Origin of the sequence: Marinomonas arctica (genome assembly GCF_003259225.1) — a bacterium.
GTDB classification, from domain to species: domain Bacteria; phylum Pseudomonadota; class Gammaproteobacteria; order Pseudomonadales; family Marinomonadaceae; genus Marinomonas; species Marinomonas arctica.
In genome coordinates, this window is record NZ_QHJF01000017.1 from 1 (window position 1) to 12,146 (window position 12,146).

Consider the following 12,146-nt stretch of genomic DNA (forward strand, 5'->3'; position numbering starts at 1 on the left):
AAACGAGGCTCGAACTCGCGACCCCAACCTTGGCAAGGTTGTGCTCTACCACTGAGCTATTCCCGCAATTAACACTCTCACTTCGCATTAATTTTATGTAAACTATACGCCAACTGATTTAGAAGATGGCGTCCCATAGGGGGTTCGAACCCCTGTTACCGCCGTGAAAGGGCGGTGTCCTAGGCCTCTAGACGAATGGGACATCGTTACAATCTTGCTGTGTGAGCGGGTGCGTATATTACTGTTACCAATCTTAAAATCAACAGTTTTTTTCATTAATTTAAGCAACTTAGATAAAAAGTCGCTTTAGAAATCAATCTGATCGGAGCTATTATGCTAAATAAACAACTTTTTTTAACCTTATCCCTATCAACGCTTTTGTTAGCAGGCTGCTCTACAACCCACTATATAAGCATCACACCACAGGCGGATGTAAAGACCATCGCACTATCTAATGAGCGAGTTATCAATGTCTCCACCAGCACTAGACTAAGCAATGCTGTCGGCTCTATTAAAACCGGAATAAATGAGCGAGCAGATATATTCACTACGAACGACATAAAGCAAAGTGTGCGAGACAGTGTTTTGAGTGGCTTACGAGAAATGGGCTTCACGCCAGAACAAGGCGTCATGCCAGCGGCTGATTTACAAATAGAAATCAGCAAAATGAGCTACACCACAAAAGTTGAAGCATTAAAAACGGTTGCTACGTTAGAATTTGAACTAAAAACAACATTAGCGGCTAAAGGCCAAACCTATAAAGCAAACTATGGCTCTGAAAAAGTTAGAGAATATGGAACCATGCCTTATCAACAAGCCATTGAAGACGACATGAATGAATTGGCAAGCCAAACAGTAACACGCCTCTTAAGTGACCCAAACATCATTACTTTGTTAAAATAGTCTAAAAGTCGGCTTTCTAGTCTAGTACAGAAAGCCGACACCCTCTCCCCCCTGCTCCTACCTAATATTGAGTTTTTTTCTCTCTATGTAAACCTCCCATCTTGAATGCTCCCAAGTTCAGTGTAGAGTTAGTGTCTTTCACCCAGCTTCAGTAAGGATTAAGTGGTGCAAATTCGCAAATCAAATAAACTCGCCAATATATGTTATGAAATTCGTGGGCCAGTCTTAAAAGAGGCCGTGCGTATGGAAGAAGAAGGCCATCGCATACTCAAACTTAACATCGGCAACCCTGCCCCATTTGGTTTTGAAGCCCCCGACGAAATACTTGTCGACGTCATCCGTAACCTACCTACAGCACAAGGCTATTCCGAATCAAAAGGGCTATATTCGGCACGCAAAGCGGTCATGCAAAAATATCAAGCCATGGGCATTAAATCTGCTGACGTCAACTATGTGTGGATGGGCAATGGTGTCAGCGAACTGATCGTAATGGCAATGCAAGGCTTACTAAATGACGGCGATGAAATCCTCATCCCCGCTCCGGACTATCCACTTTGGACGGCGGCTGCCACATTAGCAGGCGGATATGTTCGCCACTATATGTGCGATGAAGGCTCAGGGTGGCAGCCAGACATTCAAGACATCAAGTCAAAAATATCCAACAAAACCAAAGCCATCGTTATTATCAACCCCAATAACCCAACAGGCGCGGTGTATGAAAAAGGCGTTCTTGAGGCCATTATCAATCTGGCGGAGGAACACAACCTACTTATCTTCTCCGATGAGATATACGACAAAATTCTTTATGACGACGCCCAGCACATACCCACGGCCACGTTGACAGAAGGCCGAGCCCCCTGCATCACCTTTGGCGGCCTATCAAAAGTGTATCGTACGGCGGGCTTCCGTTCTGGTTGGATGGTGATTACTGGCGACCGCAGCGGCATCACTGACTATATAGAAGGGTTAGACATACTTAGCTCTATGAGACTGTGTGCCAACGTACCGGCTCAACACGCTGTCCAGACGGCTCTAGGTGGGTATCAAAGCATAAACGAGCTTATCGTTCCAGGTGGACGCTTCTATGAACAACGTAAAGTAGCATGGGAAGCACTAGACTCGATCCCTGGTGTTCATTGCCATAAACCCGAGGGCGCACTTTATCTATTTCCTAGGCTAGACCCCAAAATGTACAAAATTAAAAACGACATGGATCTCGTTCTGCAATTTTTACGCGAAGAAAAGGTCCTCATCGTTCAAGGTACAGGATTTAATTGGCCCACACCCGATCACGTACGCTTTGTTTTCCTTCCTCATATCGAAGAACTCACCCCAGCCATGGACCGATTTGCGGCATTTTTAGGGCGATTAAGGAAGCGTTAATATAGCGCCATTTTTTCTTGAAATAATCCAATAAACCCCTACTATGCTCCTTAACAACTTATTAAGGAGCATACTTATGCGTATCATTCTTTTCTTACTGACAAACCTCGCTGTCATGGTGGTAGCGGGGATTGTCTTAAGCCTTTTAGGCGTTAACGGTTACATGACCAGCAATGGTCTAAACTTTACGTCTTTATTAATTTTTTGTGCTGTCTTTGGCTTCACAGGGAGTTTCATTTCTTTATTCCTTTCCAAGTTCATGGCAAAGCGTGGTTCTGGGGCGGTCGTGATAGAGAAACCTCGCAACCACAAAGAAGCGTGGCTATTAGACACCGTCAAAGAACTGTCTCAAAAAGCCGGCATTCAAATGCCAGAAGTGGCTATCTTCCCTGCTCATGAGGCCAACGCGTTTGCAACCGGTTGGAATAAAAATGCGGCATTGGTGGCGGTTTCAAGTGGTATGCTAGATCGCTTTTCTCCAGATGAAATCAAAGCCGTACTTGGTCATGAAATTGGCCACGTAGCGAACGGAGACATGGTTACTCTTACCCTTGTACAAGGTGTCGTGAATACGTTTGTGATGTTCTTCGCACGAATTGCCGCTTATGCCGTTGATCAGTTCTTGCGTCGAAATGATAACGAAGGCTCAGTCGGCTGGGGCTACTATATCGCCACATTTGTATTTGAGATCATCTTTGGTGTATTGGCTTCCATGATCGTCATGTGGTTCTCTCGCTTCAGAGAGTTCAGAGCAGATGAAGCCGGCGCTAGACTAGCAGGTAAAGGCGCTATGATCGCTGCATTAGCACGACTCCAACAAGAGCATGAAGAAAGTCGTATGCCTGACTCTATGCTGGCATTTGGCATTCGCCGCGGCAAGACACCAACATTAGGCGAGCTATTCTCAAGCCACCCGCCAATCGAGGTCAGAATCAAAGCGCTTCAAGCACTTTAAGACGCATCCATACAAATAAAAAACGCCAGCTTGCTGGCGTTTTTTATTGATGGTGTTAAACAACCATAAACTGAGTTTATTTCGTTTTATTGTGCTGTGTCTCTAAAATAAACGCCATCAATGGAATGCCAAACTCTTTGACAAGATCCACAAAGCGCACGCCATACACGTAAAAATATTCGACTCCCATACGCGTGAGGAAATCATTGTCGACCAAACCCGCTTGAACTTGCTCAAGCATCTGAATTTCTTGCGAACGAATTTCACAGTCTAGCTTTAAAATATGATTGTATGGTCCAATTTTCACATTACAGACTAAGCGCATGGTTTGATTTACCGAGCCAAAATCTTCCTTCGATATCAGCTTAGCACCACCAAAACTGAGATCTATCACAATCGCCGATGAGGAGGCACTAATCGTTTCATCAGAAGTATTTGGTTCCAAATTGCAGATTAAACGCGTCTCAACGCGAACCGCTTGCCTTACTTCCGATGTCTCAACATAACTAGGGTACGCAATATGCAAATGCGCAGCTGGCTCCAAATAACTTTTCGCCACCTTACTCGAAAAGGCACAAACATGGGTACTGAGCATAAGTCGAACGTTGACAATCTGACCTTCCCTTACCAGAATGTTTTTACCATTTAGCTTAGGGGTTGATAAAATCAACGATCGCCCAGGAAGACTACCAAGCACTTTCACCATGTAACGCCCAGGCGGAGAAATAAACTCCAACTGAACACTGGTTCCTATTGGCACATCAAGATCACCTAAATCGACCTGCATTACTCCAGCCATGCATTAACCTTAGTTCTCATATTATTTTACTGAAAAGCCGATCGCACCTAACAAAGAAGATGCATCACCAGTGGAACCTATTAAACAAGTATTAAACTCGTCTCTTTCTACATAATTCTTACGCAACCAGTCAAACACATTACTTTCTTTGTTTTCTCTATACTTATAACGTAATCGAACATCGTCTCGCGCCACATCATAAATAGCCTGAACGCAACGAGCGAGCACCTCTTCATGGGGAAGCTGAATACTCAGATCAAAAGAAGCGAACCATCCAGCACTAATGGCATCCCCCCTAACAACCGAAGGTGCATCTATCTTTAAATACTCACATAAAGCCAAATACACCATCCATGTCCCTTTTTCTCGACCTTGCTTGCTGTATCCTGCAATATGAGGTGTCGCAATATCAACGATAGCAGCAAGCTCTTGATTGATGAGAGGCTCACCATCCCAAACGTCCAACACTAGGTGCATATTACCTTGCAACTGCTTATGGCGCTCAATCAAAGCACTCTCATTGATAACGCCGCCCCGACCCGCCGAAATAATAGCAACACCAGATGACAGCTGACTTAATTCTTCGGCACCCAGCATGTCTTTTGTGGGGTAACTTCCTGATGTTGTCAAAGGGGCATGCAGTGAAATAACATCACAGGTCAATATTTCAGCCAAAGAAACAAAATTCACATCCCCTTGATCCGGCACTTTGAAAGGATCATACACACACACTTCACACCCCATTTGAGCGAAGCGTTGATACACGGTTTTCCCAACATTGCCGTAACCAACCACGCCTATTTTCCGCTTCAACCAAGGCAATTTTTTGGTCATATAAAGATGACTTAACGCACTAAAGACGTAATCGGCGACCGCCTCAGCGTTGCAACCTGGCGCACTGCTGAACGCAATATTTGCTTGTGCAAGATACTCTAAATCAATGTGATCAACACCAATGGTCGCGCTCCCGACAAAACGAACTGAACTGCCAGCCAGCAACGCCTGTGTCACCTTAGTCACAGATCGGACTAAAAGAATATCGGCATCTTTCACTTGTTCATGAGTTAAATTTCGACCATTTACTAACTCTACAGTACCTAAATGCGAAAACAGGGCTTCCACATTTGGCATATTTTCATCTGCAATAATCTTCATACTGTCGCTTCAAAAACTCATCAAATAATACGTTAGGGCAACGCTGTGCCAATAAATATCTAGAAAAAACGTCCGCTCTTTCTGGCAATCCAGAGCGGATATAAAGACCAACCTGCATCATCACGGCCCGTTCAAAATGCGTTGCGTCATAATCCGGCAAAGACAAATTATCCACGCTTACCCGAAAAGGCAAACCAGCAGCCCAGTGCAATACACACTCAACGGCTTGCGGCTTGACTTCCACTCGCTCAAATTCTTGTTGTGTTAACAGGTCACGGGTGTCTGACTCATACCAATAGCCATAATCTTCGAGCAATCGCCTTTCATCACCTGCGATACACCAATGACTCACCTCATGCAAAGCGCTCGATGGGTAATCATAACGAAAAAAAATCATCGCAGGATCATTTGCCATTGCCGGTTGATAGAGAGGTTCATCTGCGCCAGCAATAAGACGAGTATTGAAATTTGAAAAGAAACAGGCGCCAAAAGCGGCCACAAGCTGCGTTGCACTTGCCAACGATAACACTCCAAAAGTGAAGAATTATACATAAGAAACAAAAATGCGCCACGCAAAGGAGCAAACTTCACGTGGCGCACAATAAATAAACTGTTAGCAGGATTTTTTAAGATCTCACTTTTTAAGATCTATCAAAGTAGCCAATCATTAAAACAAATTGTCGACTCTTACCCGCGATAATAACGAGCAGCAACAAAAGGCATTGCTGTCAGTGTCAGAGGAATACTTTTCCCCCTCACATTAGCAAACAAGGGCTCACCAGCGTCTAAAACCTGAGTCGATACATACGCCATCACAATAGGCTGAGCAAGAGTTGGCGAGAAGCCACCACTTGTGACTGTGCCCTTCACTTCACCTGACGCATTAACAATGTCCACACCTTCACGAACTGGCGCACGACCATCAACCAAGAAGCCAACACGTTTTCTTGCGGGTTTATCCGAAAATTGCGGCAATATGATATCAGCACCCGGGAAACCACCAGCGCGCTCACCCTCTAAGCGGCGTACTTTTTGAATAGCCCAATTAAGAGAAGCCTCGATTGGCGTCGTGGTGGTGTCAATGTCATGACCATACAAGCACAAGCCTGCCTCGAGGCGCAAAGAATCGCGCGCGCCAAGTCCAATCCACTCCACTTCATCAAACGCTAGCAAGGCATTAGCAAAAGCTTCCGCATGGTCATTTGATACCGACACCTCATAACCATCTTCACCCGTGTAGCCAGAACAACTTACCCATAACTCAACACCTTGCCATTCAAACTTCACACTCTGCATGAAGATCATGGTTGCCACATCAGGAACCATACGAGCAAACACTTCACGTGCTTTTGGCCCTTGGATAGCAAGCAAGGATCGATCTTCAACAACCTCTACATCACAATCAACCAGAGAGGCCTTTAAATAGGCGAAATCTTGCTCTTTACAGCCAGCGTTCACTACCATGAAGACTTCATCCGCTCCCCAATTGGCAAACATCAAGTCGTCCGTCATACCACCATCAGCTGTGGTAAACATGCCATAACGCTGCATCCCCTCAGCAAGCCCTAGCACATCTACCGGTAAAATTGACTCAAGCGCCGACTTTACATTTTCACCTCGAAGAATGACTTGCCCCATGTGCGACACATCAAACAGCCCCGCATTTTCACGTGTCCATAAATGCTCTTTCATGACACCCAACGGATATTGAACAGGCATTTCGTAGCCAGCAAACTCAACCATTCTAGCGCCAGAGGCGATATGTAGATCACACAGAGCAGTACGTTTCATAACGATAACCTTCATTAAAATTGTGATTAGATCTGTTTCCGATTGGAAACAGAGTATCTAAAACAAACTGAGTTTGACAAGCATTAAGCACTATTTATTGAAGAATATTTGCAATCAAATGCAACAGACATCAATAAAAAACCTGTACAAAAGGTCAAATATATTTGAAAACAAACTTTTTAATTACGCCCTGTTTACTGTTTCCAATTGGAAACTTTTTGATTATGATAAGCAAAATTGACGCAAACCGAACAATGACTGACGCTCTTAGAAAGATGATCTTTTTTCATCATCTTAGACTGCCTTAGTGTTATTATACGCAAGACTCATTGTCTTTTGGGCATACATGTTTATTTAAGAGGAATTTCCCCATGGCCAACACCGAAGCCTTTTTCAGCCAAACTCTCGCTGAACGAGACCCAGAACTTTTTGCAACGATCGTGGAAGAACAAGAGCGCCAAGAAACTGGCATTGAACTGATCGCATCTGAAAACATCACTTCAAAAGCCGTTTTAGAAGCCCAAGGTTCTGTTCTAACCAACAAATACGCAGAAGGTTATCCGAATCGTCGTTATTACGGTGGCTGTGAAGCGGTTGATGTGACGGAACAACTTGCCATTGATCGCGCTAAGCAATTGTTCAGCTGTGAATTCGCTAACGTACAACCTCACTCTGGTGCCCAAGCAAATGGCGCAGTGATGCTTGCCCTACTTCAACCAGGCGACACAATCCTAGGCATGTCTTTGGATGCAGGTGGTCACTTAACTCATGGTGCGCCACCAGCTCAGTCTGGCAAATGGTTCAATGCGGTTCAGTACCAAGTTAACCCTGATACACTGTTGATCGATTACGACGCCATTGAAGCGCAAGCGCTAGAATGCAAACCAAAAATGATCATCGCAGGTGGCTCAGCCATCCCTCGCGTTATTGATTTCAAACGCTTCCGTGAGATTGCTGACAAAGTTGGCGCTTATCTATTCGTTGACATGGCACACATCGCTGGCCTTGTTGCAACAGGGGCTCATCCGTCACCGCTACCGTATGCACACGTTGTTACGACAACCACACACAAAACACTACGCGGACCACGTGGCGGGATGATTCTTTCCAACGATTTAGAGCTTGGCAAGAAAATCAACTCAGCGGTTTTCCCAGGCTACCAAGGTGGCCCACTAATGCACGTCATTGCTGGTAAAGCAGTCGCATTTGGTGAAGCCCTGAAACCTGAATTCAAAGTGTACATCGACCAAGTAGTGGCTAACGCAAAAGCCTTGGCCGCCGTGATGATCGAACGTGGTTGCGATATCGTAACGGGCGGAACAGACAACCATCTAATGTTGGTTGACCTTCGTCCTAAAGGCTTGAAAGGCAATGTTGTTGATAAAGCACTAGAACGCGCCGGCATCACTTGTAACAAAAACGGCATTCCTTTCGACACTGAAAAACCCATGATTACTTCTGGTATCCGTATTGGTACACCAGCAGCAACATCACGTGGTTTTGGTATCGAAGAGTTCCAAAAAGTAGGCCACCTAATCAGTGACGTACTAGACGGTTTAGTTGACATGCCAGAAGGCAACCCTGAAGTAGAAGCTCGTGTACTTGCAGAAGTTAAAGAGCTTTGTAAACGCTTCCCACTTTACCGCTAAAATCACATACCCAAGGACAAACGTCCTTGGGTATTTTTTTAAAGAGGCATAAATATTATGAGCACTATTCCAGACAATCTAAAATACGCAGACTCTCATGAGTGGGTTTTAGACAACGGTGACGGCACTGTCACTGTGGGCATTACCGACCATGCGCAAGACCTACTTGGCGACGTTGTTTACGTTGAGTTGCCAGAAGTAGGCGCAGAAGTCGTCGCGACAGAGCAGTTTTCTCTAGTAGAATCTGTTAAAGCGGCGTCTGATATTTATGCTCCAGTGAATGGTGAAGTCATTGCAGTGAATGACGCCCTGAACGATGCGCCAGAACTGATCAACGAAGCGCCTTATGAAGGTGCATGGATTGCCAAAATCAAGCTAAGCAACACAGCGGATCTTGATAAGCTACTTGATGCTGCAGGCTATTCAGCCACTATCGAATAGTCTCAAATATAGGCTCTCCCTCCATCTCAGTATTGAGAGCCTAATCTCCCAGATTTTTATCTTAATAGGTGATTGAACCATGACTTCGTGCATCCGCGATTTGTTAAATAACGATGAATTTATTGCCCGCCATATTGGCCCTGATGAATCAGAACAAGCCAAAATGCTGGCAACGATCGGCATAAATAGCCTTCCAGAACTAATCGAAAAAACCGTTCCAGAAGCCATTCGTCAAGCAAATCTAGACCTTTCAGCTACACCTATTAGCGAAAGCGAAGCGCTTGCACAACTTAAAGCCATTGCCAATCAAAATAAAGTGGCACGTTCTTTTATCGGCATGGGTTACCACGACACGCATGTGCCATCCCCTATTTTGCGCAACCTATTAGAAAACCCAGGTTGGTATACAGCATACACACCTTACCAACCCGAAATTTCTCAAGGTCGCTTGGAAGCACTGTTAAACTTCCAGCAAGTCATTATCGATCTAACCGGCATGGAAATATCCAACGCCTCTTTGTTGGACGAAGCCACAGCGGCGGCCGAAGCCATGACACTCATGAAACGCTCAAACCGTAAAAAGAGCGACACATTGTTCGTTGCCAGCCACTGCTTGCCACAAACCATTGACGTTGTTAAAACACGTGCTGAGCTATTAGACATAGAAGTCATTGTGGATGACATCGCTAACTTTGCACAACATGATGTATTTGGCGCGATTTTCCAATATCCAGGCATTGATGGCACCGTTGCCGATTTGACGACCGTGATCGCACAAGCACACGAACAAGATGCTCTTGTGAGTATTGCAGTGGATTTACTGTCTCTTGTTCTATTGAAATCTCCAGGCGAAATGGGCGCAGACATTGTATTTGGTTCTGCACAACGCTTTGGCGTCCCAATGGGCTTTGGCGGACCTCACGCGGCTTTCTTAGCAACCAAAGACGCGTTCAAACGCTCCATGCCAGGTCGCGTTATCGGCGTTTCTAAAGACAGCCATGGCAAACCCGCGCTTCGTATGGCAATGCAAACTCGCGAGCAACATATTCGCCGCGAAAAAGCGACATCAAACATTTGTACTGCTCAAGCATTACTTGCCATGATGGCTGGCTTCTATGCGGTTTATCACGGCCCTGCTGGCCTTAAAAAAATTGCCAATCGCATCGCTGCACTGACAAATTGCTTTGCTAACGCCATTCACAAACAAGGCTTTACAACCAACGCAAGCTACTTTGATACCGTCATCGTCAATACGGGTGATCAAACAGACAGTATTATGGCAAAAGGCGCGGCGAAGTTAATGAACTTCTACAAAATGTCTGAAGGCCAAGTATCTGTCGCGCTAAACGAAACCATCACACCAAACGACCTTATCGATTTGACAGAATGTTTCGGCGCAGAACTGTCATTAGAAGACATCACGAATACTGAGGCGGCATATGGTTTTGATGCTGCCATGCTGCGTCAAGATGCCATCCTGACTCACCCAGTGTTTAACAGCCATCACAGCGAAACCGAATTGATGCGCTACATGCACCAATTAGAAGTAAAAGACATCGCGCTAAACCAGAGTATGATTCCTCTTGGCTCGTGCACGATGAAGCTAAACGCAGCCTCTGAAATGATCCCAGTGACTTGGGCTGAGTTTGGACGAATTCACCCATTTGCACCAAGCAATCAAGTTGCTGGCTACCACGCTTTATTGCAAGAGCTGGTTGAACTGCTTTCTAAGGCAACAGGTTATGACACCGTTTCTTTGCAACCAAACTCTGGTGCGCAAGGCGAATACGCGGGTCTGATTGCGATCGATAAATACCACAAATCTCGTGGTGATCATGAGCGTGATGTATGCTTGATCCCAAGTTCTGCCCATGGCACGAACCCAGCCTCTGCTGCACTGGCAGGCATGAAAGTGGTGATTGTTAAATGCGATGAAAATGGCAACATTGATTTGCTTGATCTTGCAGAAAAAGCTGAAAAATATGCCGCTGAACTAAGCTGTATCATGGCAACTTACCCATCGACTCACGGTGTGTTCGAAGAACACATTCGCGAAGTCTGTGACATCGTTCATAAGTTTGGCGGTCAGGTATACATTGATGGCGCAAACCTAAACGCACTGGTCGGCGTCGCACCTCCAGGCACATTCGGTGGTGACGTGTCTCACCTTAACCTACACAAAACCTTCTGCATTCCACATGGTGGTGGCGGCCCTGGCATGGGTCCGATTGGTGTGAAATCTCACCTTGCGCCTTTCCTACCAGGTCATACAGTCGCGCCGGTGATGGGCATGCTTGAACAACACGGCGCGGTATCTGCTGCACCGTACGGTAGCGCCAGCATTCTAGTAATCACTTGGATGTACATCAAAATGATGGGTGATAAAGGTTTACGTGATGCTACCTTTAATGCCATTTTGAATGCTAACTACATCGCCAAACGTCTAGGTGAACACTACCCTGTTCTTTACACTGGCAAAAACGGCACCGTGGCACATGAGTGCATTATCGACATTCGCCCACTAAAAGCAGAGTCAGGCATTAGCGAAGAAGACATCGCTAAACGTTTGATGGACTTTGGGTTCCACGCACCAACCATGTCTTTCCCTGTTGCTGGTACATTAATGATCGAACCGACAGAATCAGAAAACATTGAAGAGCTAGATCGCTTCTGTGATTCCATGATTCAGATCCGCAAAGAGATCAGTAAAGTGCAAGCGGGCGAATGGCCACTAGAAGACAACCCACTGGTTAACGCACCACATACTGCAGACAGCCTACTGGATATAGAATGGACGCACGCTTACTCTCGTAAAGAAGCGGCTTATCCATTGAACTGGATCAAGGCACGTAAATACTGGCCGTCCGTTGGACGTATCGACAACGTCTACGGTGACCGCAACTTATTCTGTGAATGCCCACCAATTGATAGCTACGAAGATTAATCTTCCAAGCTTCTAAAAAGTACTCGAAACCAAAAAGGTGAATCAGCAATGATTCACCTTTTTTTATTCGGTGCTGCCCCCCAACCTACCCAATGAAACAAATAAAAGTAATTTAAATAAAAATAA

The 12,146-nt window shown here is 45.4% G+C and carries 10 protein-coding genes and 1 tRNA gene; 6 read left to right on the forward strand and 5 right to left on the reverse strand.

Annotated elements, in window-relative coordinates; translation table 11 throughout:
- Positions 1-126: 126 nt before the first annotated feature.
- Positions 127-202 (reverse strand) — tRNA-Glu (locus tag DK187_RS11580).
- A 131-nt stretch (positions 203-333) separates the two neighbouring features.
- Here DK187_RS11580 and DK187_RS11585 point away from each other — a divergent pair.
- From DK187_RS11585 to htpX, 3 genes are all read left to right on the forward strand, one after another.
- Positions 334-903 (forward strand): YajG family lipoprotein, encoded by a 570-nt coding sequence (locus tag DK187_RS11585; RefSeq protein ID WP_111607510.1) that lies wholly within the window; start codon positions 334-336, stop codon positions 901-903.
- Between the two features lie 165 nt (positions 904-1,068).
- Entirely contained in the window at positions 1,069-2,286 is a 1,218-nt protein-coding gene (locus DK187_RS11590) for a pyridoxal phosphate-dependent aminotransferase (protein ID WP_111607511.1), read from the forward strand.
- Positions 2,287-2,362: 76 nt separating this feature from the next.
- Positions 2,363-3,241, forward strand: coding sequence for a protease HtpX (gene htpX / locus DK187_RS11595; protein WP_111607512.1), 879 nt, complete (start codon positions 2,363-2,365; stop codon positions 3,239-3,241).
- A gap of 76 nt (positions 3,242-3,317) precedes the next feature.
- Here htpX and DK187_RS11600 read toward each other — a convergent pair whose 3' ends face one another.
- The 4 genes from DK187_RS11600 to gcvT all read right to left on the reverse strand — a co-directional run bounded on the left by DK187_RS11600 (position 3,318) and on the right by gcvT (position 6,986).
- Entirely contained in the window at positions 3,318-4,040 is a 723-nt protein-coding gene (locus DK187_RS11600; RefSeq protein WP_111607513.1) for a flagellar brake protein, read from the reverse strand.
- Positions 4,041-4,061: 21 nt separating this feature from the next.
- Complete coding sequence (locus DK187_RS11605) at positions 4,062-5,195, reverse strand: 4-phosphoerythronate dehydrogenase (RefSeq protein ID WP_111607514.1); 1,134 nt, start codon at positions 5,193-5,195, stop codon at positions 4,062-4,064.
- Positions 5,176-5,715, reverse strand: a complete 540-nt coding sequence (locus DK187_RS11610) for an elongation factor P hydroxylase (RefSeq protein ID WP_111607515.1) — start codon at positions 5,713-5,715, stop codon at positions 5,176-5,178. Before DK187_RS11610 ends, DK187_RS11605 begins: the two co-directional genes overlap by 20 nt.
- A 167-nt stretch (positions 5,716-5,882) precedes the next feature.
- Positions 5,883-6,986, reverse strand: coding sequence for a glycine cleavage system aminomethyltransferase GcvT (gene gcvT / locus DK187_RS11615; RefSeq protein WP_111607516.1), 1,104 nt, complete (start codon positions 6,984-6,986; stop codon positions 5,883-5,885).
- A 371-nt stretch (positions 6,987-7,357) separates the two neighbouring features.
- On the opposite strand from gcvT, the gene glyA reads away from it, so the two are divergent.
- The 3 genes from glyA to gcvP all read left to right on the forward strand — a co-directional run bounded on the left by glyA (position 7,358) and on the right by gcvP (position 12,020).
- Positions 7,358-8,635, forward strand: a complete 1,278-nt coding sequence (glyA, locus tag DK187_RS11620; protein WP_111607517.1) for a serine hydroxymethyltransferase — start codon at positions 7,358-7,360, stop codon at positions 8,633-8,635.
- A gap of 57 nt (positions 8,636-8,692) precedes the next feature.
- Positions 8,693-9,076 (forward strand): glycine cleavage system protein GcvH, encoded by a 384-nt coding sequence (gene gcvH, locus DK187_RS11625; RefSeq protein ID WP_111607518.1) that lies wholly within the window; start codon positions 8,693-8,695, stop codon positions 9,074-9,076.
- A gap of 79 nt (positions 9,077-9,155) precedes the next feature.
- Positions 9,156-12,020 carry an aminomethyl-transferring glycine dehydrogenase gene (gcvP, locus tag DK187_RS11630; protein ID WP_111607519.1) on the forward strand — a complete coding sequence of 955 codons (2,865 nt, stop codon included), beginning with the start codon at positions 9,156-9,158 and terminating at the stop codon, positions 12,018-12,020.
- Positions 12,021-12,146 lie beyond the last annotated feature (126 nt).

Coding starts and splice junctions, on each gene's coding strand:
- DK187_RS11585 (WP_111607510.1), top strand. CDS start 334: ATGCTAAATAAACAACTTTTTTTAACCTTATCCCTATCAACGCTTTTG.
- htpX (WP_111607512.1), top strand. CDS start 2,363: ATGCGTATCATTCTTTTCTTACTGACAAACCTCGCTGTCATGGTGGTA.
- DK187_RS11600 (WP_111607513.1), bottom strand. CDS start 4,040: ATGGCTGGAGTAATGCAGGTCGATTTAGGTGATCTTGATGTGCCAATA.
- DK187_RS11605 (WP_111607514.1), bottom strand. CDS start 5,195: ATGAAGATTATTGCAGATGAAAATATGCCAAATGTGGAAGCCCTGTTT.
- gcvT (WP_111607516.1), bottom strand. CDS start 6,986: ATGAAACGTACTGCTCTGTGTGATCTACATATCGCCTCTGGCGCTAGA.
- glyA (WP_111607517.1), top strand. CDS start 7,358: ATGGCCAACACCGAAGCCTTTTTCAGCCAAACTCTCGCTGAACGAGAC.
- gcvH (WP_111607518.1), top strand. CDS start 8,693: ATGAGCACTATTCCAGACAATCTAAAATACGCAGACTCTCATGAGTGG.
- gcvP (WP_111607519.1), top strand. CDS start 9,156: ATGACTTCGTGCATCCGCGATTTGTTAAATAACGATGAATTTATTGCC.